Origin of the sequence: Gordonia sp. w5E2, assembly GCF_036540975.1 — a bacterium.
GTDB lineage: Bacteria > Actinomycetota > Actinomycetes > Mycobacteriales > Mycobacteriaceae > Gordonia > Gordonia jacobaea.
In genome coordinates this window covers 2,488,774-2,515,456 of sequence record NZ_CP144213.1, presented here as the reverse complement: position 1 = coordinate 2,515,456, position 26,683 = coordinate 2,488,774, and the positions used below count along the sequence as shown (strand labels likewise).

Here is a 26,683-nt window from a genome sequence, read left to right as displayed (position 1 = left end):
GGATCAGGTCCGGTCGAACACGTAGTCATCGAGTGGGAACGAGTCCTGGGCAGTTACCGCCTCGTTCACCGACGTGGGACGGAACAGCGGCGTCTCGCCCTTGCTGTTGAACCAATATGACCTCGACGTCGCGCAGTTTCCGAGCGCGAACACCGAATCGGCGATTCTGGTGGTCATGTCGTCGAAGAACCTGGTGTTGGCTGCCTCGGTGACCTCGAAAGTGGTTGCGTCTCGACGTTGTAGCTCGCCGAAGAGTCGTGCGATGTGTCGCATCTGGCACTCGACAGTGGTGAACCACGACAACCCCACCCACGAGTACGGTCCCGCCGAGTTGAGGAAGTTGGGGAAGTACGGGATCGAGACACCTTCGTAAGCCTGAAAAGCTGTGTCGCGCCACCACTTTCCGAGGTTCCGCCCATCTCGACCGATCACCTCGATGGCTGGGAGATTCCCCTCCCACACGTCGTAGCCGGTTGCGAGCAGTAGTACGTCGATTGTCGTCTTGCGTCCGTCGCGCGTCACGATTCCGTCAGGCTCGATGTGGTCGATTCCCGCCGTCTCGAGATGCACGTTGTCTTGGCCGAACGCCCGGTAATACTGATTCGACACGGTTGGCCGCTTACAGCCGTAGTCGTATGTCGGCGTCAATGCCTGGCGCACCCCGCGGTCGCGGACCTGAAGAAAGCGGAAAAGTGCTGCGAGCTTCTTCGCATTCTCGTTGAGCGATCGAAACCTGCGGTACTTCCACATCGCGATGAGCATCAGCATCTCTTGGGTCACGTCGGTCACCCAGCGCACCGCGCGCTGTGTCGCCGGGACCTTGGCGAACAGTCCACGGACAGGAGCCGGAATCGGAAGATCGAGTTTGGGCATGACCCACATCGGCGTCCGTTGGTACACCGTCAAATCGCCGACTTCCTTGGCGAGTTCCGGAATCACCTGCACGGCAGTCGAACCGGTCCCGATCATCGCTGCGCGCTTACTCGCGAAATCGTAGTCGTCGTCCCAGCGCGAGGTGTAGACGATATGTCCGGCGAATGAGTCGAGGCCGGGAATATCAGGTTTTGCCGGTTGTGACAGAAATCCTGTTGCACAGATGAGGAAACGCGTCGTGAGCGTTTCGCCGCCGTCGACCGCAACCTGCCAGGTCGACGAGTCCTCGTCCCACCTCGCACCGTTTACCGTTGTGTTGAACCGCATGTGGCGTCGAACATCGTATTTGTCTGCGACATCGACCGCGTATCGCTTGAGTTCCGGTCCTGGTGCGTAGAGCTTGGACCAGTTCGGGTTTGGCTCGAACCAGAACGAGAATGTCGGCGACGGGACGTCGACCGCCAGTCCTGGATAGCGGTTGACATGCCAGGTTCCGCCCAGGTCATCTTCACGGTCGAGAATGACGATGTTCTCGAACCCCAACCGTTTGAGTGCGATAGCGCTACCGATTCCGCCGAAACCGGCGCCGACGATGATGACGTCGTACTGCGCTTCGTTCATGGAGGCACGGTACCCCGACGGCGTTGTCGACGTCGTGGGACCTTGGTCTGATTCCGGTGGTCTCGTCATAGTCAAGCTCTATTCTCGTGAGTATGGATATCTCCGGGGCGAACGTTCTCATCACAGGAGCCAGTGGCGGCATCGGCGAGGCGCTCGCCAACGCGATGGCCGCAAAAGGAGGCCGCTTGATCCTCACCGGACGCAGGCACGCTGTGATCTCCGAGCTCGCAAAGCGATTGGGCGGCAATGCGATTGCGGTCGACCTGGCAACTCCCGGCGGACCCGCCGAACTGGTGCGCGAGGCGGGGCACATCGACATTCTGATCGCCAACGCAGGGGTGCCGGCGTCGGGAGAGATCACCGAATACACGAACGACGAGATCGACAGGGCCATCGACGTCAACTTGCGCGCCCCGGTCATTCTCGCGAAATTGATTGCCGAACAGATGATTCCACGACGACGAGGACACCTGGTCTTCATGTCGTCGTTGTCGGGCAAATCGGCGTCGGCAGGCACAGCGCTCTACAACGGAACCAAATTCGGTGTTCGGGGATTCGCGCTCGGCTTGCGTGACGATCTGCGCCCTCACGGCGTCGGTGTCTCGTCGATCTTCCCCGGTCCGGTCAGGGACGCGGGCATGATCGCCGATTCGGCAGTGTCGTTGCCCCGCTTGGGTACTCGCACCACGGCGCAAGTTGCTCGCGCCACGGTGCGAGCAATCGAACGAAACCGTGCGGAGACCACCGTGGCACCGGTCAGTCTGCGCGCGGCAACCCTTGTGGGGGCGTTCGCCCCGGACACCGCGGCCCGTCTGGCACGCTTGTCGGGAAGCGACAAGATCGTGACCGCGATCAGTGAGGGTCAGCGTTCCAAACGGTGACACTGCAAGCGGGGACATTCCGAACCGGGACATGGCGAAAGCCGTTACGCCGCCGCGCCGGTAGAACCGCCGGCCGAACTCGTCGACGCGCCGCTATCGGATGACGTTCCCGTTGTGGCGCGATGCTTGCCGGTGTACCCGGAACCGTCATCGGCACGATGCTTGCCTACGCTCGGCGCGGAGGACGTCTGCCCCGCGTCCGGCGACGATTCTGTCGGCTCCGATTCTGATGGTGTCGAGTGCTCCGGTGTGGAATGCGCTGGTGCCGAAGTCGTCTCGTCGGGAGTGGTGCTCGGCAGTGGTGTTGGAGACGGTGTCGGTGACGGGGAGACAGTGGTCGGCGACTGGGTTGACGGCGAACCAGGCTCCGGCGCAGCGGCAGATGGCTCCGCGCCGGGACCCGACGTCGGTATGTCCTGATCCGCCGACTTGCTGTCGGATGCGAGCGGTTTGCTTCCGCGAAGAGCCTCGTCGGCGGTCAGGGTCACAGCTGTCTTCGCCGCGGTCGTCGGCACCACGCTGCGTAGCGTGCTCGACGTACGGCCGTTGTCGCCTGTGGTCGCTGACGGCAGCGCGTTGACGAACGACTCCTTGATCATCTCCGCCAGTTCTTCGGCGGAACCGAACGTCGCTCCACCCGCGGTGGCGAGGCCGTCGATGTTGGCCACTATGTTGTGAGCCAACAACTTCGAGAACTCATCGAGCTGGTCGCCGAACGTCGCGAGATTCTGCGGGATGATCGTCGGCAACTGTGGGATCAGCGCGAGTGAATCGCGGGTCGATGTCACGCCATCGGTGAAGATCTGATCCCAGGCGGCCTTGGTCCAGATGTTGGTGACAGGCACGTAGTCTTCGCGGGTGGGGTCGGTTGGGTCGTAGTCGGACGGTGGGTTGAGGCTCCAGTCCTGTTCGGTCAGCTTCTGTCCGAGGTTGAACGCCGTGTAGTACTTCCCGAACAACGCGAACTTGGGTAGCGATCCGGGAGCGCCGGCGGTGCCGAACAATTGGCAGGGCAGACAATAGGTTCCGTCGACAAACGGGTTCAGGCCGTTGAAGACTGCAGTACCGAACTCGCGGTATGCCTGCGCCCACTGCTGCGCCGTCGGACCCTGTTCGATCTTCCCCGATGGATCGTCGGTGAGAGTCTCCCAGACCGCCTTTGCGGGCCCGAGGAAGTCGAGGTGGACAGTCTGACCCGACCACCACGGCTGGATGGCTACCTGCTGACCATCGGCCGCGGTGTAGTACTCGCTGTCCGGATCGATCGTGTTGCGGATCTCTGGGAACGTGTAGCCCTCAGGACTCAGCAACTGCCACATCGGGACCTGGCCGTACTGCAGAAAATACAGGGGATCGCTGCACGGCCCCGGCACTCCGGTGCAATTAGGTGTCATCGGTGCGAACGTCGCCAATGTCATCCACAACTGATCCGATTGAGCCGCAGCCACTTTCGGGATCGGCATGAGAAGGAGGCTGATCGCAGCCACCTTCTCGTAGTCCTGCTGATCGAATCCGACGACATTCGTCGGGATATAGAGCCACCAGTTGCCGGAGTCGTTGAACGCCTTCGTCGTCTGCTGCAGTGCTTGGTATTGCACTGCGGGCATGTTCGCCAGCGTCTCGTACACGTTGGCTGGAATATTGGCTACTGAACCAGCCGCATGCGCCTGCGCCCCGGGACCCGCGAGCTGCGCGCCCAAAGTCACCGCAAGACCTGCGCCCGCGACGGCGGCAACGACGGCGCCGCGGCGGCCGGCTCTCGAAGTGGTGGACGTGGTGGTGGACATCGTGGGTGTCGTTCCTCTGCTCATGGGTCGGCTCTCTGTCGCGACGGCGTCACTTGGCACGTCTGCCGAGAAGGGTTCAGTACCTTATCGATATCGACGCTGTCGCCGTTACGCTTGTGGGACAGAAACATTCGTGATCTTGCTACTTGTCTCCGGGTCTTCCGTCGACGTGTCTGCTGTCGGCCGCCGGGTCGACTCGTCGGGTTCGGTTGTGGCGTCGAGCGGCTGAAGCCAGGTGCGCACGCCGTAACCGTCAAGGTGCGTGACCTCTCCCACCGGGCGGCGCGTCGACGGCCCGTAGCGGCCGCGAGGCCACCCGATAGGGACGACGCATACCGGGGTGACGTTGGCGGGCAACTGCAGGATCCGACGTGCCGACGTCAGGTTCCACAGGGGCATCGTGGTGAGCGACGCTCCGAGACCCATCGCTCGGGCGGCGAGCAGCAGATTCTGCACACTGGGATAGATCGATCCCCAATAGCCCGACTCTGCAGGGTGCGGCATCCGGAGTCCGGTGACCCGTCCCTCTCTCACGCCAAGCCGTAGGCACGCGATCACCAGTACCGGTATCTCCTCGAAATGGTCGACCTGCCACTGCACGGCCTTGACCGTGCGTGCGGTCGCCGGGTCCTGTCGTACCAGGTAGCGAAGCGCGAAGCGGGTGTACAGATTCCATGCCTGTCGATAGCGCTTCGCCAATCGTCGCTTGATCTCACGATCCTTGACGACGACGAACTCCCATTGCTGCCCGTTGTTTCCGGTCGGCGCCTGGAGCGCGAGCTCGATACATCGGAGGACGACGGCGTCGTCGACCGGATCGGGCAACACCCGTCGAATCGCTCGTTGCGTCATCATTGCCGCGTCGAGTGGCATGGCCAGTCGGTCGAGTGCCTCGTCGGTGCTCGGAATCGGTTCCGGCGTCCTGGCCGACGGTCGTTTCGCGTCAGTCATGGGTCCGTACCCACTCGGTCGTGAACTCTTGAATGACCGGTATGTGGAGTGTGAACTCCTGTGCGACATGGCTTTCGATCTTTCCGCCAAGGAGCGGAACGGGCACTGCGACCACACCGGAGAATGTCATGCGAGAGCCGTCGCCGTCGGGGGCGATCTCGGCCGTACCTCCGCCGGACCCAGGTGCGCCGGTGACCTCGACCACGAGTTCCCCACGGACGACGTCCTTCTCGACGGTCACCCAGGTCTCGGTCGTACGGATCGTCAGGCCGCGACGGTACACCTTGGTCAACAGCGATGGCAGCGCATCGTGGCCCAGGTCTTGCACCGTGACGACCTCGGTTCGGCCGCCGTCCACGGTGAGATCGTCGAGAACCGTGTGGTTGTCGAACTCCGCGAATCTGTCGTGCCAGTACTCGGTGCGCCCGAAGGCTGCGAGAATCTGCTCCGGCGTTGCCGACGACGAGACCTCGACCTCGAATTCACGCGCCATCAGACCTTCTCCCCCATCAGCCGATCTGCCAGTCCCGCTGCGAAAACGCGAACCTCGTCAAGGTGCTCGGGCTGCACGTTGGTCGGTGGCAGCCGGACGCCGCGGTACGACTCGCGATACTCCCCCGAGCCGAGAAAGCTGGTGAGAGACAACATCGAACGGACCTGATCGCCGGGATACTCGACGTGCATTCCTCCGATGTAGTGGCCGCCCTGCCATTGGCCGAGCTTGCGCACCTCGTCGAGATTGCCCTTCCAACTGTCGCGGCAGACGACAAACGTCGCGAAGGGTGTGCCCGCGAGGAGGTTTCGTGCTTCGTCAGTTTTCAGAAATGAGCGTATCGGCATGGACGCTTTGCTCCACCACGTCGGAGAACCGATGCACACCAGGTCATAAGGGGTTTCGCTCACTTCTCGGGGAATCGAGATATCACCGGTCTTTCCGGCTACTTGTGCCGGCAGGACGCTGAGCATGTCCGGCCAGACGTTACGCATGGGAAATCGAGCGAATCGACGGGCATATCGAGCGTCTGTGAATCCGATCTGGGCGTTCGTCACGTCGTACCCGCGCGTCGCGAATTCTGCTGCGGCGGTGTCGAGTAGCCGACGAGTTTGTCCCGAGTAGCTGTAATAGAGCATCAGCACGCGGGGGCTTTTGCGCCCTTCGGTGGTTGGCGTATCGATCACCGGAAACCCTTTCGTATGCGTGCAGGAAATCGGAGTGGACTATTCGAGGAACTATGCATTCGCTTCGCACGGCCAGTTGATGTGATCCGCCGTGATGGCGCCGAGAGCATTCTCCCGTTAGTGTGTTGCGAATGACCGACAAGGCCGCAGTAGACCTCACCGGTGCCGCGAAGACCATGCTCACCACCCTGTACCTGAAATCCCTCGATGCACAGTTCGACGAGCCAGTTCTCGGCGATACGTTCGCACGGGACGCGGTCGGCAGACTCGACTTCGATTGGAGTGACCTGAAAGTCACGGCGAAGTGGGCACCGATCGTCACAGTACGGACCGCCCTGTACGACATGTGGGCACGCGAATTCCTCGCCGCACACCCCGAGGCGACGGTCATCCACATCGGGTGTGGTCTCGACGCGCGGGTGTTCCGACTCGATCCGGGCCCCGAGGTGCGATGGTTCGACTGCGATTTTCCCGACGTGATCGCCCTCCGTGAACAGATCTACCCGACGCGCCCCGACTACGAGCTCATCAAGACGTCTGCCACCGACCCGTCGTGGTTGGAGAAGATCCCGACAGACAAGCCGGTGCTGTTTCTCGCGGAGGGCATCAGCATGTACCTCACCCAGGACGAGGGCACCGCGTTGCTGCGACGCGTGGTCGACCGATTCGATTCCGGCGAGATCCAGATCGACTTCTACAACTGGTTGGCCATCAAGACACAGAAGATGCACATGCTCAACAGGCGTTCCGGTTCGACGCTGCACTGGGCGGTCAACGATCCCGCAGACGTGCTCGACGAGGTCCCTGGCCTGCGCAGTGTCGACGACACCACGCTGTTCGACGCACCCACCTTCGATCGGGTGCGCGGTTCGTTTCGCACCGCCGGAGCTGTGACGCGGGCGATGCCTGCTGCTCGAAAGTCGTTGCAATACCATCGATTCGCTTTCTGATCCTCAGCCGACGCTGCTTGCGACGGCGGCGTCGGCGAGTTCGATGAGCAACTGCTCGACTGCCGCGATGGAACGCTCCGGTTCTGGTCCGTGGGTGTGGTATTCCACCATGAGCTGACCGGCGAAGATCTTGCTCGTGTACATCTCGATACCGCCGGCCACCTGGAAGTGCAGTTCGCCGTGCACCGCGACCAACTCGATGTCGCTCGGCGTACGCATGGGTGGAATGATGCCGTTGTCCGTCATCATCACCACATCGGGAAGTCCGGGTGGATTGCCGTCGTACTGCGGTGTGAAGTGCAGTAGTGACTGCGCGATGACCCCCTCATCGAGGTCGGTGCGATAAGCGTCGGCGATTGCCTGAGCCAGTTTCAGAACGTCTGTGCTGCGGTCGATCTCGGCGAGGAAGGTGCCGACGCCCACGGGATTGGTCGCAGCAGTCGCGGTTACCGGTGGACTGAGGATGTAGCGAAGGTCGACCGGGTAGATGTAGGGCACGGGGATCGCGCGCTCGCCTCGTAATCGCCACTCTGCCATCAGGATGGCCGCCGACAGCACCCCGTTGAGGCTGATCTTGTGATTGCGCGCGTACGCGGTAATGGCGGCCGTGTGCTCAGCCGAGAGCTGACACCACGCCATCGGTACGCGGATCGGTGCGGGCGGGCGTTCTGCGGACGCCGAACGCCGTGACGGAGGCAGGTCGTACGCAAACAATGCGGGCATGAAGCGTTCGAGTCCGGAGCGGGCGAGTTTCGTGATGCCGCGTTCGGACAACACCGTCTCCAACGACGCAGGCGCGGGCTCGATCTTGCCGGGACGGATGTCACCGGTTGTCACGAGATCGGTGTAGTACGAGAAGAGTTCTTCGATGAGACTGAACTGATGGTGGCCATCGGCGAGGGCGTGGTGGACATAGAGGGTCGCCTGCACCGTGTCGTCTCCGACGATCACCCGCAGATGGACCAGCGTTTCGGTCTGATCGAAGTGGATGGGCGTGATCTCGGTATCTGAATTGTCGACGACGATGATGCCCGGATGCATCAGGTCGTCGACCACGATCTCCCAGCGACCGTCCTCGGTCTGCTCGAGATGTCCACCGAGGACGGGATGAACGTCGAGCAGGGTGTCGAAAGCATCGGCCAGCGCGTCGACGTCCAGCGGGCCTGACAGGTGCGCACCGAGACCGACGAAGTTGTGTGTCGCGGCGAACATTTCTTCGCTCTTGGCCAGTTTTCTGATCGTCGAAGCTGAACTCATTCGGTCTTTCCTGCCATCTCGGTGGTGGGGCGCAAGGTCACGTCTCGTTGTCTGTGGGCCCAATATCTCTGGGCGCAGGTCTGGTGCTCGCGGCGTCCGGCTAGTCGCGCATGCTCGCCTTGCGGTAGCCGATTGCCGCGGGAATCAGGCACACGGCGATGATGGCGCCCGACCAGATCAGCAGCCCCGTCAGCGGTGTCAGCACCGGACCGCCCAGCGAGAGTCCGCGCATCACGTCGATGGTGTAGCTGAGCGGTTGGTGTTGCACGGCCGGTTGAATCCATTCCGGGTAGGCGTCGAGTGGCACGAACCCGGTGGAGAAGAACATGAACAGGCCGGAGATGAGGGCCGTGGCCTCGACGACGATCGCTTTGGCCGAGTACAGCGCAACCGTCGCCACCATCATGAAGAACGCGAGCCCGAATATGCAGGGCACGAACAACCAGCAGATCGCGGCGAGTACGCCCTCGTGAAAACGCATACCCAGAATCAGGCCGGTGATCATCAGAGCAAGTGTTGCCAAGACGATTCGCGCGGCCTCCGCGGCGAATCGCGAGATGAATCCGGCTGCCCGATGGATCGGCAGCACCCACAAACGGGCGAGTAGACCGTCGTCGCGCTCGCGCATGATTCCCAGGCCGCCCACCGTCGAACCCTGAGTGGCCGCGACCATTGCGACGAGCGGCACGCTGCCGTAGAGCGCGCTGTGTCCACTGAATCGTTGGATGCCGTCGCCGAGCACGATATTGAGCGTCACCAGAAAGGCGACGGGCACCAGCACCGTCTCCGCAGTGGTCGCCGGGTCGCGTGTCCACCGGCGCAGCAGTCTCGCGGTGAGTGTTGCGGTGTCGCGGACGAGGGATCGCAGCGACGTCTCTGCCGTGTCATCGCCGCGGGCGGGCAGCGTGGTGACGGAATCCAATTCGATGGTCGAGGTCATTTCTTCACCTTCTCCGACGAGGTGAACGCGTACGCCATCATCAACACCGCCAGCAGACCCACGATCCAGGCGATCGCAGGTCCGATTGTGGCCCAGCCGGTCTCACCGGCATAGGGGGTCGAGTCACCCGCGAGTGCTCGCAGCGCATAGACGAACTGAGAGATCGGCTGGTTTCGTACGAAGCCCTGAATCCACGACGGGAAGGCTTCTGCCGATTGCACACCGACCGAGAGCAATCCGAAGATCAACTGCGGCAACATCATCATGTGTGTCGTCGCGTCCGGGTTGCGGGCAACGGTACCGACCACCTCCCCCAACAGCGAGAGAACCAGTCCGATCGCGAGTGCGAGCAGGCAGAATCCGACAGTGCCGCCCACTCCGTTGTAGAAGCGGAAGCCGATGACGTAACCGCAGATGAGCGAGATCACGAGAGCGACCGTGCAGCGGTACATACTCGCCGTCAATCGGGATGCCAACGGAACGAACCGCGAGATGGGCATCGCCCGAAAACGTCTGTTGATGCCCGCGACGGCATCCGACGCGGAACGGAACGCGCCCGAGATCGCCGCGAAACTGACTGCCTGCAGTGCGATGAGCGGCATCAGGTATTGGGCATAGCTGCTCATATCCGTCGCGTACATCCCGATCTTCTTGAGGGGGATGTAGAAGCCGACGGTGAACATGATCGACGCCGCGATCTGGGTGACGAGTTCGCCATTGCGCAGTGTCGGCAGAATCGAGCGCGACGTCAGCACCCACCACTGTTGCAGGCGTGATGGTTCCACGTCGCGGGTGGTCGACGCGTCCCGCGCATAGGCGCCGTTACGCACCGTTCCCGTCACCTCGTCAGCCGTTCGTCGGGGCGACGGCCGCCGGTGTTCTGTCCGTTGGTGGGTTGCTGGTGTGCTGTCTCGGTGTTGCCGGTGAGGGCGAAGAACACCTCGTCGAGTGAGGGGCGTCGGAGGCCGATGTCTGCCAGTTGGATTCCCGTTGGTGAGAGCCGATGAACGACCTCGACGAGCGTCTGCGGGCCGCGTGGCGCAGGCATCGAGACCCGGTCGGTCTCCGCGGACAGCATGTTCTGCTTCTGGCGGGGCATCATCATCGGGCCGAGTGCGTGCAGGATGTGCGGAATGTCAGAGGGATAGCGCGGAACGATTTCGCAGAACGTCGCACCGGTCCTCGCCTTGAGTTCGTCGGCGGTGCCCTGGGCGATGACGGTGCCCCGGTTGATGACGACGATCTTGTCCGACAGCGTGTCTGCTTCTTCCAGATACTGGGTGGTCAACACGGTTGCGATGCCCTCGCCCTTGAATTTGGCCACCAGATCCCACACGGACTGCCTGCTACGGGGATCGAGGCCGGTCGTCGGCTCGTCGAGGAAGACGACTTCTGGGCGCACCACGAGTCCGCACGCGATGTCGATACGTCTGCGCATGCCGCCGGAGTATGTGCCGAGTTGACGATCCGACGCGTACTGCAGATCGAATTGGTCCAGCAACTCGTCGGCCCGTCTCTTGGCTGCGTGCTTGCGCAAGCCCTGGAGTCGTCCGAACATGACGAGATTCTCACGGCCCGTGAGCATCTCGTCGAGCGCGACCTGCTGACCGGTCAGCATGATCGACCGTCGGACCGCCGCAGGATCGGTGGCGACATCGTGCCCGGCGACGCGAACGATGCCGGAGTCGGGTGTGCTCAGCGTCGACAGGATGTCGACTGTCGTGGTCTTTCCCGCTCCGTTGGGGCCGAGCAGGCCGAGGACCTCACCACGACCAACCGAGAAGCTCACTCCACGCAACGCCTCGAAGTCGCCGAAGCGCTTGCGCAGCCCTTCGACCACCACCGCGTAGTCGGACTCGTCCCGGCGCCGGTGACGGCCCGAGCGACGTCTGATCCGCGCGTTAGTGTCGTGCACTGGCTTCTCCCAGGTCGAAGTCGGACGACAAATCGATGAGTTCGAGTTCGTCACTCGCCGAGTCGGTTTCGTCTTCGATGATCGACTCTCGGGCGAGATCGGTGAGCGTGTGCCCGAACACGTCGGCCAACAGCGCAGCGCGTTCGGTGTCGACACGACGGTGGTCGTACCACCAGTCGATGTGCAGCGAACCGCCCGCACGGTACACGCGGACCTCGATCGCATGCCCAGCTCCCGGTACGGTCTCGCGAATCGCCAGCGCTGCATCGGAATCCAGCGAGATGGGCGCGTTTGCCGCGTCCGCGGGTAGGTCGGGTATTGCTCCGGCAAAGGTGACGAGCAGATCCGCCTCCGGTGCAGCCTCGAGTCGGCGGGCGGTTGGTGCGTACAGGTAACGCAGCACGCCATATCCGACACCCTGGTGTGGGACGTCGGTCACGGTCTTACGGATCGTCTCGAGGCGTTCGCGGGCCGTGTATCCGCTGACTGCGTTGCACTGCAGCGTGATCGGATGAATCGCGGCGAAGGTGCCGACCGTGCGTCGCGGATCGAGTTCGGGCCGCAGAACAGCCCGTCCGTTGCCGGCCAGATCCACCAGCAACGTCCCGTCGCCGGTCACCTGCGCGACCGTGCGGCCGAGTGCGGTGAGCAGGAAGTGCTCGAGCGGGAACGTCAACCTGCGACGCGCGTCGTCGAGTTCGGTCGTCTGCTTGTCGTCGAGCGCGGTCGCGATTCGGGTCAGGTGTGAGCGACTCGGACGTGCGAATGAACCGTCCCGCACCAGTTGGATGTTCGCGGAATCGGTTGCACCGAGCCAGTAGTCGCGGGTCGCGAGGACGGCCGGATGTGCTGCGAGCTCGACCGATAGCTGCGACCAGTCGCGCCAGGGTGTGGCAACCGGAGCCAGGGTGATTTCCTCGCCTGCGAGGACCTGGCCGAATGCCGTGAACAGATCCGTGAGCAGAATCTCGCGGGACTCGTTGTCGGCGACGAGTCCGTGCACACTGAGGGCCAGATATCGGGGGCCGTCCGGTGTGGCGACGTAAGCGGCGACCAGCGGGACGAGGGCGTCTGCCGTGCGTCCCACCGCGTCGTCGAGAAGTTCACGCACTTGGCGACGTTGGGTCTCCTCCCCCGCCTCGATACCCGCGTCGATCTCGGCGACCACGACGTCGAGGGCTTCCACGGGTTCGCTGATCCGCTGCTCGACCAATCCGTTGTCGTCGACGAGTCGAAGCCGCAGCGCGTCATGGTGATTGACGATCTTGGTCAGGACTGTGCCGACCACCTCTGCTGACACATCTGAACGGAGTCGAAGGATCAGCGGAACCCGCCACGAGTTCTGCTCGGCCAGGCCACGTTCGAGGAATCGCGTGACGGTCGGCGGCACCGGCAGATGTTCCGGATCGGCGTCGACCTTTCGGCCGAGGCCGCCGGACTCGTAGCGGGCGGTGAGCTTCTTCGCGAGTGAGGCGACCGTCTGGTTCTCGTACAGATCTTGTGGCGTGATCTCGAGGCCCTCGTTGGCTGCGCTCATCGCGATGCTGATCGCGATCAGCGAGTCGCCGCCGATCTCGAAGAAGTTGGCGGTCCGTTCGACACTGCCGACGCCGAGGCACTGTGCCCAGATCCGCGCGAGTGTCGCTTCCATCGGTGTCTGTCCGGTGGCGGAGGGGGCCTTGGAATCCGCAGCGGTGTTCTCCGCGTCGATTCCGTGCGTGCCTGCGAACCGCGCTGCGGCGTTGTGCTCGACCCAGTGTCGTTCGCGTGCAAACGGATAACCCGGCAGCGTCAGTCGCTGACGTGGTGTGGCTGTGTCGGAGAGTTCGACGTCGACGCCTGCGGCCCACAGTTGGCCGAGTCCGAGCAGGAATGCCGCCTCGTCGTCGCGATTCTGCGCGGGGTGACGCATGAGGCGCACCGCGCGATGTCCGTCGGACCAGCTCGGGTGCCGCGTCGCCGCGCTTGTGAGGGTGCCGCCGGGCCCGACCTCTACCAGTACCCGGGCGGGGTCGGCCAGCAGTGCGTCGACCTCGTCGGCGAACCTGACCGTCGCGCGGATCTGCCTTGCCCACGTGGCCGGATTGGTGGCCTCGCTTGCCGACATCCACGTGCCGGTGACGTTGGACATCAGCGGGATCTGTGGCGCGTTGAGTGTCAACTGCGAGAGGAAGCTCGTGAACTCGGCGACCACGCCGTCCATCAACCGCGAGTGGAATGCGTGTGAGGTGCGGACTCTGCGAGCTGCGATGCCCTGTTCGGACAGCCGCGCAGAGAAGGCGGCGATCGCGCTGTCAGAGCCCGCGACCACGCAACTGCCCGGGTCGTTCACGGTGGCGATGTCGACTTCGCCATCGAGGAGTGCCGCGATCTCGGCCGGCCCGCGTGGGACCGCGACCATCACGCCGCGCGGTGCCGCGTTCATCAGCCGTGCGCGCATCGCGACGGCCTTGACCGCCGTCGGTAGGTCGAAGACTCCGGCGATGGTCGCGGCGGCGTACTCACCGATGCTGTGTCCGGCGAGCGCCGACGGCTCGACTCCCCGTGACTGGGCGAGCTTGGCCAGTGCGTACTCGACGGCGAACAATGCCGGCTGGGTCCGGTCGGTGCGTTCGAGTGTTCGCGGAGAACCGTCGATGATGTCCGCGCGGAGGTCGATGCCGAGCTCGGCGTCGAAAAGAGTTGCGGCAGCGGTGAAGTGCTCGGCGAAGACGGGCTCGGATTCGATGAGACCACGCGCCATCCCGACGTGTTGCGAGCCCTGTCCTGGAAACAGGAATGCGATGCGCTCACCGTTGCCTTCAACAGCCGGTGCCGCGGAAATGAACGCATTGTCGTGCTCGTCGGCTCGCAGGATGCCAACCGCATCGGCCGTATCGTTGACCACTGCCGCCAGGCGGAACCGTTCTGTACGACGGCCGGCAAGGGTGTGGGCGACATCGGCGATGTCGAGGTCGGGTCGCCGTTCGAGGTCGTCGGCGAGTGCGCGCCGGCCCAGCGCCAACGAGTCCGCGGTTCGCGCCGACAGCGTGACGACGTGAGGACCGCTGCTCGCCGGGACGGGCGCCGATGCCGGCGCTTCCTCGAGCACGACGTGCACATTGGTTCCGCCGACACCGAAGGCGCTCACACCCGCGCGCCGCGGGCGGCTCGATTCCCACTTGGTGTGCTGGCCGCGAACCTCGAAGGGGCCCCGCTCGAGGTGTAGCTCGGGATTGGGTGCTGTGTAGTGCAGCGTGCCCGGCAGTGCCTTGTTCTCCAGACACAGCACGGCTTTGATGAGGCTGGCAATGCCTGCCGCGGTTTCGAGATGGCCGATATTGGACTTCACCGACCCGAGGACACACGGTTCGGTGCGATCTTCCTCGGCGAGTTCGAAAGCCTGACGCAACCCCTCGACTTCGACCGGATCGCCCAGTGGCGTTGCGGTGCCGTGTGTTTCGACGTAACCGATCGTCGCGGCGTCGACCTCGGCGAGCGCGTGGGCCTCGGCGATGACCTCGGCCTGCCCTGCCGCGTTCGGTGCGGCGTAGTTCATCTTCGTCGCGCCGTCGTTGTTGACCGCGGAACCGCGGAGCACAGCGTGGATGCGGTCGCCGTCGGCCACTGCGTCCTCGAGTGGTTTGAGTAGCACCGCGCCGACACCGCTACCGAAGATCGTCCCGTCCGCCCGGACGTCGAATGGGCGGCAGTATCCGCTGGGCGATGCCATCGATCCCGGCTCGTAGAAATACCCGACCCGATTGGGTACGCGAATCGACGAACCGCCGGCAAGAGCCATCTCGCACTCGCCGTTGAGAATCGACTGGCATGCGAGATGGACCGCGAGCAACGACGACGAGCACGCGGTCTGCACGGCGAACGCGGGGCCGCGCAGATTGAACTGGTGCGCGACACGGGTCGCCAGGTGGTCCTTGTCGTTCTGCAGCGAGAGATTGATCATCTCGAAGCTGGCGCCTTCGCCGATGACCTTGGCGGGGTCGAGATGCGACATCAGGTTGTGAAGCAGGTAACCGCTCGCCGAGCTGGTGCCGAACACACCGACGTTCACATCGATGTCGGCGGGGTTGTAGCCGGCGTCCTCGAGTGCGTGCCAAGTGGTCTGCAAGAACAGCCGATGCTGAGGGTCGAGGGTGCGCGCCGCGTGCGGGGTGAAGCCGAAGAACTCGGCATCGAACTCGTCGATCCCGTCCATCGCGGGAGCCCTGCGCACATAGTTGCTGTTCTTCAGCGTGGAGTCGCTGACGCCTGCTGCGCGAAGATCACCTTCATCGAGCGAGACGATGCCTTCCTGATCGGCGCTGAGGGCCCGCCAGAATTCGGTGACCGAATCGGCGCCGGGAAACCGGCCTGCCATGCCGATGATCGCAATCGCGCCCGACGGGTAGTTCGTTGTGTCGACGCCGACACTTCCCGGCTGCGCCCCGAAGGTGCCTGTCCCCGTACTCGATGCGGCTGTCGTCATACTCGCTGCCCCGTCCTGCGTCGCTGCGCCCGCTGACGGGCCGCCGCGCGTTGTTGGGCGCGTTCCCGCAGCCCACCGGTCGTGTCTGTCTTCTCCGCCTGAGCGAGTCCGAGTTGTCGGATGAGGTCGGCGGCCAGGTCTCGCGGCGTCGCGCCCTGCAGGAGCAACGCAACCGGCGGTTCGACGCCGAAGTCACCGCGGACCGTGTTTCTGATGCGCACCGCCATGAGCGAATCCATACCCAACTCGGTGAGTGGGCTCGTCGGATCGATCGCCGAGTTGTCGGCGTACCCCATGATCGTCGCCACGCGTGTACGCAGGCGCTCGGTGACGGCGTCGAGCACCGCGTCGCCGTCGAGATCACGCAGCGCTTCGACTCCCGCCCAACCGTCGTCGGAGTTGTCGACGTCGAGTTCGGAGACGAGTGGCGCGAAGTAGCCGATCTTATTCAACTCGGGGAAGGCCGCCGAGGCGCGGTCGAGGCGCAGTCGCACCACGCCCGCCTGTGCGACATCGTGACGGAGAATGACTTCGAGTGCCTCGATGCCCTCGTCGGGCGTGATGGGGTCGATCGCGGTCATGTTCAGCGTCTGCGCGACACCGACCTGCGCCCACTGGCCCCAATTGATCGACGTGGCAGGCAATCCCGAAGCGCGCCGCCACGCGACGAGCGCGTCGGTCCACGCGTTCGCAGCGGCGTATGCCCCCTGTCCGGGCGAGCCGAGCAGCGACGCGACGGACGAGAACACCACCCACCAATCGAGTTCGCGATGCGCACATGCGTCGTTGAGCGCGAGGGCGCCGAGCACCTTGGGACCCCACACGCGGTCGAGACTCTCCGGAGCGAGTGCGCCCAGGAGCGCATCGTCGATCACAGCGGCACAGTGCATGACACCACGCAGTGGTTTTCCGGTCGCCTCCGCGGCGTCGACGAGGACCGTTGCGACGCCGGGATCGGTGATATCGCCCTGCACGTAGACGATCTCGCTGTTCGCCTGGAGTTCGACGAGTGCGGTCTGCTGCGCGTCGTCGGCGGCGCTGCGGCCGTTGAGTATCACCCTGCCTGCCCCGTTGGCGACCAGCCACTGGGCCATGACCAGACCGAGTCCGCCGAGCCCGCCGGTGAGGATGTACGCGCCGTCAGAGGTGACCGTCGTCGACGTGGAGTCGACGCCCAGCGCCGTACGCGTGAGCCGCGCGGCGTACCGAATGCCGTCGCGCCACGCGACGATATCGTCGATGCCGGCCGTCTCGGCTCCTCCTGCAGCGATCTCGCGTACCAGGTCGTTCATGCTGTCGCCCGCATCGTCGAGATCGACGAGCGTGGTGTGCAGATCGGGATGTTCGTACGCGAGCACGCGGACGAGTCCCTTCAAGCCGCCGACCGCCGGGTCGCCGGGCTCACGGGGGTCCACACCGAGTCCGTCCCGCGACACCAGCCACAGCCGTGGCGCGTTGCCGTGCCACCCGTTGACCACCGTGCGCACCGCACACGTCACGGACCACACGAGATCGCGCGCCCTCGTCGCTGACGCCGCGCTGGCGTCGAACCCCTGCTTGTCGACCATCACGATCACGCCTGCGGGCGGATGAGTGGGATCCCCGGTCGCCTCGCCGAATGCAGCAGCCACGGCGGCGTCGTCGAACATGTCGGCCGCGATGACCCGGCGGTGGTCGACGTCGCCGAGCGTCTGCGCGAAATCAGCGGCGAGCACGTCTGCGGTCTGTCCGGCCGAGAACGAGCTGAGCACCAGCCAACTACCGGCGGGAATCGCAGACGACGCGTCGGCAGGCAGCGGCGCCGGTTGCCACTGGGTGTCGAACAGCTTCTGCTCCAACGGAAGTGGAACGGTGTGGCTCTGCACCCGCCGTAGGTAGACCTGCGATCCGGCGAGGAACGGGCGTCCGTTGTCGTCGCTCAGGACGAAATCACCGATCTTGTCGACGCCGTTCTCGGCATCGACGACCCGCGCCGAACACGTCGCGGTTCGCCCGACGGGGCCGAGGACGCGCAGACTCCCTATCGCGACGGGCAAGTATGTCGCTTCGGCAGATTCTGACAGCGCGGTTGCGGGCATCGCCGCGGCGACGCCCTGGAGCGCGGCGTCGAGGAGTACCGGGTGGACACGGAAGCCACGGTGGGCGCTCGCCTCGTCCGGGAGCACGATCTGGGATTCCGACGCGCCCCCTTCTGCACGAACGATTCGTGTGAGTGCGGCAAAACCCTGTCCGTGGTGAGCGCCCGTGCGGCGCAGCGCGGTGTAGAAGTCGGCGGCAGGAATCACCGATCCGGTCACCGGCACGACAGTGGGTGCTGCGGCATCGTCGGCAGGCGAGACACGACCGACGGCGTGGCGTCGCCAGGTGCCTTCTGCGTCGCGCGAATGCACCTCGACCCGCACCGCTCCCCCGTCGACTGGCGTCAATTGAGTGGTGACCCTGATGGTTTCGTCGACCGGGAGCATCTGCTCCACCTCGACCTGAGCGAGTTGAAGTTGTTGTGCGGGCACTCCGAGTGCTTCGGAACCAGCGGCGAGAACCATCTCGGTGAATCCCGCAGCAGGCATGATGGCCTGCCCGTGCACACGGTGGTCGGCCAGCCACACTGTGCTCTCGACGCCGATCTCGCTCTGCCACAGATGGCCTGCGGCAGCGGGGAGTTCGACGTGGGTACCGAGGAACGGGTGTGCGCCCGCACTCGACGTCGACGGTGCGGTCGCCATCCAGTAGCGGGTGTGATGCCAGCGGTTGGGCGGAAGGTCGACCAGTGAACCGTCAACTCGCTGTGTCGTCTCCGACCCCGCCTGCACCGCTGCCAGATTCGCGTGGAAGACCAGGGTCTCGTCCTCGTTGCGGACGATGCTGCCGAACACCGCGACATCGCCACGCGGCCGCGCGACCGAGAGTGCGTCGCCTATCGCGTGGGTGAGCAGCGGGTGCGGGCTCATCTCGATGAACGTCGAGTACGACTCTGCGGCCCGGGTCACCGCCTGTGAGAAGCGCACGGGATTGCGCAGGTTACGTGCCCAGTAGTCGGCGTCGAGCACGGTCGACTCGCCCTCGCGGGCCACCGTGGTCAGCAGCGGGATGCGCGGCGTCGTCGGTGTGAGATCGGTCAGCGCCGACCGCAGATCGACGAGAATCGGGTCGACGGTTCGGTGGTGCGAGGCGACATCGACCTCGACGCGTCGCGCCAAGAGGTTGCGGCCCTGCACCTCGGCGATGACCTTCTCGATCTGCTCGGGCGGGCCTGCGACGACGCTTTGCCGTGGTGAAGCGTAGACCGCGAGCGACACGTCGTCGTAGTTGCGTAGAAGGGCCTCGGTGGTGGTGGCGTCGGCTTCGAGCAATGCCATCGCGCCCTGGCCGGAGAGGTGCACTGCCATCAGCTTCGAGCGGGTCGCGATGACCTTGAGACCATCGGCGCGGCTGAGTCCCCCGGAGACGATCGCGGCGGCGACCTCGCCCATGGAGTGGCCGATCACCGCATCCGGCTCGACACCGCGTGAGCGCCACAGTGCTGTGAGTGCCAACTGCACGCCGACGAGAACCGGCTGGATTCGGTCGATTCCGACGACAGCGTCGCCGGAGGTGAGCGTGTCGCGCAGCGAAAAGCCCACCTGTGCAACGAAATCCGGCTCGATCTCGTCGATCGCCGCGGCGAAAGCAGGCTCTTCTGCGAGGAGGCGTCGGCCCATGCCTGCCCACTGCGCACCCTGTCCCGAGTAGCAGAAGACGGTGCCGGTGCCACGTGCCCGCTTGATCGGTGCGACGACTCCCGCTGCCGGTGACCGCTCGGCCAGCGCGCGGAGACCCGCGACGGCTTCGGTTCTGGTGCGCGCAGAGACACTGCCGACGAGGTCGGTGCGGCCGCGCTGGCGGTCGAGCGTGTGGGCGACGTCGACCAACGACACGGCCGGATCGCTCTCGAGCCAGTCGGCGAGGATCTGCGCCCACGTCTCCGCCCGGTCGGCCGTCTTGCCGGTGACGAACAACGTCACAGCCTCCGGGGTGGCCGTCGATTCCGAACTCGTCGACCGTACGGGCTCGGGGCCCTGCTCGATCACGATGTGCGCGTTGGTACCACCGAGACCAAACGACGAGACCCCCGCACGACGCGGAGCGTCGGCGACCGGCCACGGCGATGCCTCGGTGGGCACGACGAATCGTGTGCCCTTCGTGTCGATGGCCGGATTCCATTGTGTGAAGTGCAGATTCGGCGGGATCTGAGCGTGGTGGACCGACAGCACCGCTTTGATGAAGCCCGCGATACCCGCGGCGGCCTCGAGATGTCCGAAGTTGGACTTCACGGCGCCGAGAGCCAGCGGCGCGCTGCCCTTGCCGTAGACGGCGGCGAGGGCATCGAACTCGATCGGGTCGCCGAGTGCTGTTCCGGTGCCGTGGGTTTCGATGAAATTGACCGACGACGCCTGCACATCGCCGGATGCCAAGGCGCGTGCGATGACCTCCTTCTGCGCGGGCGCATTCGGTGCGGTGAGCCCGTTGGACCGGCCGTCCTGGTTGGTCGCGGAGCCACGGATCACCGCGAAGACACGGTCGCCGTCACGCACGGCGTCGGTGAGACGCTTGAGCACCACGACGCCCGCGCCCTCGCCACGGACGAAGCCGTCGGCCGCGACATCGAATGCATTGCACCGGCCGCGTGGCGAAAGCATTCCCCACTTGCCAAGTGCCAACTGGGTTTCGGGCTGTTGGATGAGATTGACGCCGCCTGCGAGTCCGAGGTCGGTCTCGCGCGAGCGCAGGCTCTGGCAGGCCAGGTGCAGCGAGACCAACGACGACGAGCACGCAGTGTCGACGGCGACGGCGGGGCCACGCAGACCCAGGAGGTAGGCGACTCGACCGACAGTCACGCTGTGCGCGTTTCCGGTCGCGGAGTAGGCGTCGATCGCGTCCTGATTACCGGCGGACTTGGCCTGATACTCGTTGTAATAGACGCCCATCATCACATTGGCGCGCACACCGTTGACCGTTTCCGGCGAGTACCCCGCGTTCTGCAGAGCTTCCCACGCGACCTCGAGGAGCACACGCTGCTGCGGGTCCATCGCCTCGGCCTCGCGCGGGGTGATGCCGAAGTAGTCAGCGTCGAATCCGCCTATGTCGGAGAGGAACCCGCCCCACTTCGAAGGCATTCGGCCGGGCACACTCGGGTCGGGGTCGTAGTACTCGTCGGCATCCCAGCGGTCGGCGGGCACCTCGACGATCGCGTCGCGACCCTCGGTCAGCAGCTTCCAGAAATCGTCAGGACCGTGGACGTCGCCGGGAAGGCGGCAGCCGATTCCGACGACAGCGATGGGCTCGGCGCCAGAGATGCGGGCCGCCTTGTCGAACTGCTCCACCAGCGCGCCGCGCTGGGTGGGGTTCATGGCCGCGACACGGTTGTAGGTCGTCTTCATGCGTCACCACTCTCGCTGGATGCCGACACGGATTCCGCGCCGGCAAGGGGATCGTCGGACAGCGATTCCACGCTGTCGAACAGGCTGTCGAGCACGCTGTCGACGTCTGAGTCGTCCGGCTCGGGTTCGGTTGCTGCGGAGCGTCGTGCGGGCTCGAGCAGGTCGGTGAGGAGGTCGCTCATTGCCTCGACCGTTGGGTGGTTCCAGAGCATCGTCGCCGATAGATCCATGCCGACGAGCTGTCGTGCGTCGCGAAGCACGGTCATCGCCATCATCGAGTCCAGGCCGAGTTCGGGGAACGGTTGATCGATGCGCAGTGCGTCCGTCGGCATGCCGATTTCGCGAGCGAGTATGGCGCGCAGGCGATCTCGCAGTTGCGCTCGGGTCTCGTCCTCGGTGAGCTCCGCCCAGACCGGTGCGTCGACAGCGGGCACCAGGGCCTCGGCGGTGTCGGGTGCAGGCGCGGCTGCCCCGGCGAACCTCAGTCCGCGCAGTGCAACGGTGACGGTGCCGTCGGGTGCGCTGACGACGACGTCGGTGCTGAAACCATCGGCGTCACCGGCACGGTGGCGCAGCTCGACGTGCCCAGCCGACGCAGCGGACTCGACGTCGAGTGCGACCGAGTCGACCGACGACGGGAACATCAAGCCGTCGTGTGAACTGTCGAGGAGTCGCGCGAGATGTATTGCCGCATCGACGAAAGCGATCGCAGATTGCCCCGCGGAGTCGAGGGACGTGGTCCCGACCTCGGCGGTCAGGGTGCCCGGGGTTGCCGAGTGGTCACCGACCGACCAGGGGTACGGACGCCCGTCGATTCCCCAGCGTTCCTGAAGTCCTTCGGCCTGCGCCGCGTCGAACCCTGACGGTGCCGGATCGGTGAGTGCGCCGGGCGTCAGGTCGACCGGGGTGTCGATTGTGGTGGCGGTGACGTGGGTGACCCACCTGTCGGCCGCGGCATTCGGAGACGTCGTCGATGCCACCGTCACGGTGCCGTCGGTGCCGATTCGCACCCGAACGACCCGCGGGCGGTCGGCGACGACCGGGTACTGGAACCGCACATCACCGACTCCTGCCGCGCCACTCTCGCGTGCCGCTGCGGCGACGGTCGCGATGAGGACCGACGCCGGGACGACCTGCACACCTTGAACGAGATGCGAACCCGGGTAGGGCAGATCGTCGGGATCCAGGCGTGCCTGGAAGATGGCAGCGGCCCCGTTGGTATCCCCGTCGATGGACTCCCCCAACACGGTGCCCGGACGCGCGGAAGGCAGCGCCGCGAGGTCGGCGGCCTCGTCGGCCCCCAGCAACTCGTCGACGACCTTGAAAGAAGTACGCATCCGATACGACTCGGCGAGCCGCTCCCAGTCGGCGGCGAGGACGATCGGGCGCACACCGGCGGAGGGGTCGAGGAGGCGACCGAGTGTGCCGATGGCGACGTCGTTGGGCATCGGTGTGAGACCTGCGGACGCCGTCTCGGGCTGTGCGTCGGCCCACGACTTCCACAGGCCCCAGTCGATGACCGTGGCCGCCAGACCCATCGCGTGTCGTGCGTACGCCAGTGCGTCGGCATAGGCGTTCGCCGCGGTGTAGTGCCCCAGCCAGCGTGAACCGAACAGGCCCGTGATCGAGGAGAAGAGTACGAAGCGATTGACCGGCGTGCTCACCGTCAGACGGTGCAGCACGTCCACTGCATCGATCTTGGGCCGGAACATGGCGGCCGCGTCGTCGTCGGACATGTCGATCAACTCGCCTGCCCCGCCGGCGAGGGCCGCGACGTACACGCCGTCGAGCGGCGGTAGATCGGTGCCGAAGCGCGCGAACAATTCGGCCATCGCAACGGGATCGGCGGCATCCGCGGCGTGCGAGACGAGCGTCGTCCCACGTTCAGCGAGTTCGTCGGTCAGCTCGGACAGCGCAGAGCCTCCCCGGCGCGACACTGCGACAACGGTTGTGGCGCCGAGTGCGGCGAGTTGCCGCACCAGATCGGGGCCGACGTTGCCGGTGGCGCCGACGACCAGCTGTGTGCGGTCTGCAGGCAGTTGCGTGATACCGGTGGGAACGTCGGTGCGTGCGAGCCGCGGCACCAGTCGCTGCCCCGCGCGGTAGACGACCTGATCCTCGCCGTCGTTCGCGGCGGCATTCGTCGCCACATGACGGGCGACGAGTTCTGCGGGCACCGTCGCATCGATATCCAGCAGTCCGCCGAAGAGTTCAGGCCGTTCGAGCGCCAGCGTGCGACCGAATCCCCACAGCACGGCCTGCGCCGGATCTGCGGCCTCACCTTCGGCGACCGGAGCCGCATTGCGGGTGAGGATGTACATACGTAGCGGGGTGTTGGCGGCAGCGAGCGCGGCGGCGGTACGTCGTGCCTCGCCGAAGATGCGACGTGCGGCGCGAGCTGAATCCGCGACGACTGGTCGCGGTGCGAAGAGCACGTGCGTCGCGGGCGAGAGCGCCGCCGGGGTCAACGCATCGGGTGCCACGACCGTGCCTGCGTCGAGGAGAGCGGCGAGGTCAGCTGCCGACGAATCGTCGGAGACGACAACCCAGTTCTGATCGGTGTCGGCGAGGGTGTCCAGCGCACGTTCACGCCACGCGAGTGTCATGAACCAGTCGTCGAAAACCTCACCGGCACCGACGTTTTCGGTTTCACCGCCACTATTCCGCCCGGCAGGACCCGACGGTGCCTCGGTACTCGACAATGCGGCGCGAGCGACAGCTCCGTCCGTCTCGGGCACCTGAACCCAGTAGCGCGAGTGATGCCACGGAGTGTGCGGCAGCCGAACGAACGGCCCGGCCGCGGGCACAGACGGCGGTGTGGTGGTGCGAACCGCTGCGAGACTCGTGGCGAACGTGACCAGATCGTCGGTGTCGCGGTAGAGCGTGCCGAGGACGTTGTTCTTGCCCGCGCGGAGGATGTCGTCGAGCGCGTACGTCAGCACGGGATGAGGGCTGACTTCCACAAAGGTCCCGTACTGTGCACCGGCTGCGGCGACCACGGGATCGAAGCGCACCGGATTGCGCAGGTTGGCACACCAGTAGTCGGCGTCCATCCGTGGCGATACCGCGCCGGAGGGATCCGCCGTCGAGAGCAGCGGAATCGTCGGCGTGCGAGGCGAGATGTCGGCGAGTGCCACGCGCAGGTCAGGAAGGATCGGATCGATGATCGGGTGATGCGACGCGACGTCGACCTCGACTCGGCGCGCGAGTCGGTCGGTGGCTGCGACACGGGCGATCGCGGCGTCGACCTGTTCGGGTGGGCCGGCGATGACGGTCTGCCCCGGCGCCGCATACACCGCTACGGTCAGGTCGTCGAAGTCGGCGATGAGGTCTTCGGCAGCCCGGGCGTCGAGTCCGAGCAGCGCCATCGCACCCTGACCCGACAGCGCCGACATCAGCCGGGAGCGTGTCGAGATCACCTTGAGTCCGTCACCGACGCTCAACGCTCCCGACACGACTGCCGCGGTGACCTCGCCCATCGAGTGGCCGATCACCGCGGCGGGCTCGACGCCTTTGGCGCGCCAGAGCGCGGTGAGTGCCAAATGGATACCGACGAGTGCCGGCTGGATGCGGTCGATACCCGTGACCGACTCACCCGCCGCGATCGTCTCGCGGAGTGAGAAGCCGGCGTGTGCAACGAAATCCGGCTCCAGCTCGTCGACTGCGGCGGCGAAGGCCGGCTCGTGTTCGAGAAGGCGCTTGCCCATACCCGCCCACTGGGAACCCTGTCCGGAGTAGACGAACACGGTGCCGGGCGTGCGCACGGCGTCGCGGACGCCGACAACACCCGGTGACTTGTACCCGCCCGCGACCGCGCGCAGGCCCGCGACGGCGTTGGTGTGGTCGGCCGCGGTGACCGTCGCGAAGACCGGGAAGGTTGCTCGGTGGTTGGCCAGGGTGTCAGCCACCGCTGACAGCGGGGTGTCAGCCCCGGCGCCGGCAAGCCACTCGGCAAGTACGGCAGCGGTCGACGCGACGCGCTCCGCGGTCTTGCCTGCAACCACGAGCGTGCTGACCAGTGGTTCGGGGGTGAGTGCCGTTTCGCCTGCGACCTGCGGTGCCTGCTCGACGACGATGTGCGCGTTCGTCCCGCTGACCCCGAAGGACGACACACCCGCGCGGCGCGGGTGATCCGTCTCGGGCCAATCGACGGGCTCGGCCGCGACGGTGAAGGTCGACGCGCCGGCACACGCATGGGGGTTCAGGCTCGAGAAGTGAAGTTGTCGTGGGATGTGCGCTTTGCCGACGGCCAACACGGTCTTGATGAAACCTGCGACACCCGAGGCGGATTCGAGGTGTCCGAGGTTGGTCTTCACCGATCCGATGATCAGCGGCGACGAGTCCTTACGGTCTCCGAAGACGTTGTAGAGCGCGTCGAGTTCGATCGGGTCGCCGAGCGGTGTGCCGGTTCCGTGCGCCTCGACGTAGTCGATGTCGGCGGGCTCGAGTCGCGATGCGGCGAGCACTCGTCGCATCAGAGCTTGCTGCGCCGGACCGTTGGGAACGGTCTGCCCGCTGCTCGCGCCATCCTGGTTGACGCCCGTACCACGAATGACGGCGAGCACCCTGTCGCCGTCGCGGGTCGCGTCCTCGAGTCGCTTGAGCACGACCACACCGCAGCCCTCGCTACGCACGTATCCGTTGGCATCGGCGTCGAAGGTCTTGCATGTGCCGTCTGGTGCGAGCATGCCCCAGCGCGAGCAGGCGATGCTGTTCTCCGGGGAGAGGTTGAGATTGACGCCCGCGGCGAGCGCGGCGTCGGCCTCGCGCCGCCGCAAGCTCTGGCACGCGAGGTGGATGGCGACCAACGACGACGAGCAGGCCGTGTCGGTGACGACAGCGGGTCCGTTCAGTCCCAAGAAGTACGACAGGCGTCCGGCCGCGAAGTTGGCGGCGTTGCCGAACGGGATGTAGGGATCGAGATCTGCCGGTGCCAGCTTGCCCGCGAATGACAGTGTGTAGTCGTTGGTCGTCATGCCGACGAAGACACCGGTTTGTGTGCCGCGCAATGCTTTCGGCGTCAGGCCGGCGTCTTCGATTGCTTCCCACGCAACTTCCATGAGGAGTCGTTGTTGCGGGTCCATGCCGACGGCTTCGCGGGGCGTCAGTCCGAAGAACTCGGCGTCGAACTGGTCCGGATCCCAGTGCGTGAGGAAGCCGCCCTGGTTGGTGACGATCGTGCCGGGCACGGTGTGATCGTCGGTAGCGAATTGGTCTGCGTCCCAACGGTTGGCGGGAACACGGACCACGCCGCTGCGGCCTTCGGTGAGCAAGTCCCAGTAGTCGTCCGGGTTGTTCACTTCACCGGGAAGTCGACAGCCCATGCCGACGACGGCAATGGGTTCGGTCTCGCTCTTTTCTGCGATGGCGAGTTTCTTGGTCAGATCGTCGATCCTGCGGAGCGCATCGGTGATGATCGCCCGTCGATCGGTGGCCTCGGGAGTCAT

Annotated in this window: 14 protein-coding genes; 2 read left to right on the top strand and 12 right to left on the bottom strand. The window is 65.3% G+C overall.

The window, feature by feature from the left end:
* Positions 1-3: 3 nt before the first annotated feature.
* The gene (locus tag RND64_RS11300) at positions 4-1,494 is read right to left on the bottom strand and encodes a flavin-containing monooxygenase (protein WP_049697402.1); all 1,491 of its coding nucleotides are present in this window, start codon (positions 1,492-1,494) and stop codon (positions 4-6) included.
* A 92-nt stretch (positions 1,495-1,586) separates the two neighbouring features.
* Here RND64_RS11300 and RND64_RS11295 point away from each other — a divergent pair, with 92 nt between their 5' ends.
* Positions 1,587-2,375 carry an SDR family NAD(P)-dependent oxidoreductase gene (locus tag RND64_RS11295; RefSeq protein WP_049697401.1) on the top strand — a complete coding sequence of 263 codons (789 nt, stop codon included), beginning with the start codon at positions 1,587-1,589 and terminating at the stop codon, positions 2,373-2,375.
* 44 nt (positions 2,376-2,419) lie between these two features.
* On the opposite strand, the gene RND64_RS11290 is transcribed toward RND64_RS11295, so the two are convergent.
* The 4 genes from RND64_RS11290 to RND64_RS11275 form a co-directional block, all read right to left on the bottom strand.
* Positions 2,420-4,162, bottom strand: a complete 1,743-nt coding sequence (locus tag RND64_RS11290) for a hypothetical protein (protein ID WP_049697400.1) — start codon at positions 4,160-4,162, stop codon at positions 2,420-2,422.
* Positions 4,163-4,270: 108 nt separating this feature from the next.
* The gene (locus RND64_RS11285) at positions 4,271-5,113 is read right to left on the bottom strand and encodes a nitroreductase family protein (RefSeq protein WP_083444281.1); all 843 of its coding nucleotides are present in this window, start codon (positions 5,111-5,113) and stop codon (positions 4,271-4,273) included.
* The gene (locus tag RND64_RS11280; RefSeq protein WP_049697399.1) at positions 5,106-5,606 is read right to left on the bottom strand and encodes a DUF2505 domain-containing protein; all 501 of its coding nucleotides are present in this window, start codon (positions 5,604-5,606) and stop codon (positions 5,106-5,108) included. The genes RND64_RS11285 and RND64_RS11280 overlap by 8 nt, the downstream gene beginning before the upstream one ends.
* A complete protein-coding gene (locus tag RND64_RS11275; RefSeq protein ID WP_049697539.1) occupies positions 5,606-6,244 on the bottom strand; it encodes a flavodoxin family protein in 639 nt (212 codons plus the stop codon). Before RND64_RS11275 ends, RND64_RS11280 begins: the two co-directional genes overlap by 1 nt.
* A gap of 179 nt (positions 6,245-6,423) precedes the next feature.
* Between RND64_RS11275 and RND64_RS11270 the strand changes: the two genes are divergently transcribed.
* Positions 6,424-7,242: a class I SAM-dependent methyltransferase gene (locus tag RND64_RS11270; protein WP_049697398.1), complete on the top strand. Its 819-nt coding sequence runs from the start codon at positions 6,424-6,426 to the stop codon at positions 7,240-7,242.
* Between the two features lie 3 nt (positions 7,243-7,245).
* Here RND64_RS11270 and RND64_RS11265 read toward each other — a convergent pair whose 3' ends face one another.
* From RND64_RS11265 to RND64_RS11235, 7 genes are all read right to left on the bottom strand, one after another.
* On the bottom strand, positions 7,246-8,499 hold the full coding sequence (locus RND64_RS11265; RefSeq protein WP_049697397.1) for a phthiocerol/phthiodiolone dimycocerosyl transferase family protein: 1,254 nt from the start codon (positions 8,497-8,499) through the stop codon (positions 7,246-7,248).
* A gap of 100 nt (positions 8,500-8,599) precedes the next feature.
* Complete coding sequence (locus tag RND64_RS11260; RefSeq protein WP_053117326.1) at positions 8,600-9,439, bottom strand: ABC transporter permease; 840 nt, start codon at positions 9,437-9,439, stop codon at positions 8,600-8,602.
* Positions 9,436-10,269: an ABC transporter permease gene (locus tag RND64_RS11255; protein ID WP_049697537.1), complete on the bottom strand. Its 834-nt coding sequence runs from the start codon at positions 10,267-10,269 to the stop codon at positions 9,436-9,438. The genes RND64_RS11260 and RND64_RS11255 overlap by 4 nt, the downstream gene beginning before the upstream one ends.
* Before the next feature lie 8 nt (positions 10,270-10,277).
* A complete protein-coding gene (locus RND64_RS11250; RefSeq protein ID WP_270483021.1) occupies positions 10,278-11,282 on the bottom strand; it encodes an ATP-binding cassette domain-containing protein in 1,005 nt (334 codons plus the stop codon).
* A gap of 58 nt (positions 11,283-11,340) precedes the next feature.
* On the bottom strand, positions 11,341-15,819 hold the full coding sequence (locus RND64_RS11245; protein ID WP_083444279.1) for a type I polyketide synthase: 4,479 nt from the start codon (positions 15,817-15,819) through the stop codon (positions 11,341-11,343).
* The gene (locus tag RND64_RS11240; protein WP_049697396.1) at positions 15,816-21,236 is read right to left on the bottom strand and encodes a type I polyketide synthase; all 5,421 of its coding nucleotides are present in this window, start codon (positions 21,234-21,236) and stop codon (positions 15,816-15,818) included. Before RND64_RS11240 ends, RND64_RS11245 begins: the two co-directional genes overlap by 4 nt.
* Positions 21,233-26,683: a type I polyketide synthase gene (locus RND64_RS11235; protein WP_049697395.1), complete on the bottom strand. Its 5,451-nt coding sequence runs from the start codon at positions 26,681-26,683 to the stop codon at positions 21,233-21,235. Before RND64_RS11235 ends, RND64_RS11240 begins: the two co-directional genes overlap by 4 nt.

Coding starts and splice junctions, on each gene's coding strand:
- RND64_RS11300 (WP_049697402.1), bottom strand. CDS start 1,494: ATGAACGAAGCGCAGTACGACGTCATCATCGTCGGCGCCGGTTTCGGC.
- RND64_RS11295 (WP_049697401.1), top strand. CDS start 1,587: ATGGATATCTCCGGGGCGAACGTTCTCATCACAGGAGCCAGTGGCGGC.
- RND64_RS11290 (WP_049697400.1), bottom strand. CDS start 4,162: ATGTCCACCACCACGTCCACCACTTCGAGAGCCGGCCGCCGCGGCGCC.
- RND64_RS11285 (WP_083444281.1), bottom strand. CDS start 5,113: ATGACTGACGCGAAACGACCGTCGGCCAGGACGCCGGAACCGATTCCG.
- RND64_RS11280 (WP_049697399.1), bottom strand. CDS start 5,606: ATGGCGCGTGAATTCGAGGTCGAGGTCTCGTCGTCGGCAACGCCGGAG.
- RND64_RS11275 (WP_049697539.1), bottom strand. CDS start 6,244: ATGCTCTATTACAGCTACTCGGGACAAACTCGTCGGCTACTCGACACC.
- RND64_RS11270 (WP_049697398.1), top strand. CDS start 6,424: ATGACCGACAAGGCCGCAGTAGACCTCACCGGTGCCGCGAAGACCATG.
- RND64_RS11265 (WP_049697397.1), bottom strand. CDS start 8,499: ATGAGTTCAGCTTCGACGATCAGAAAACTGGCCAAGAGCGAAGAAATG.
- RND64_RS11260 (WP_053117326.1), bottom strand. CDS start 9,439: ATGACCTCGACCATCGAATTGGATTCCGTCACCACGCTGCCCGCCCGC.
- RND64_RS11245 (WP_083444279.1), bottom strand. CDS start 15,819: ATGACGACAGCCGCATCGAGTACGGGGACAGGCACCTTCGGGGCGCAG.
- RND64_RS11240 (WP_049697396.1), bottom strand. CDS start 21,236: ATGAAGACGACCTACAACCGTGTCGCGGCCATGAACCCCACCCAGCGC.
- RND64_RS11235 (WP_049697395.1), bottom strand. CDS start 26,683: ATGACTCCCGAGGCCACCGATCGACGGGCGATCATCACCGATGCGCTC.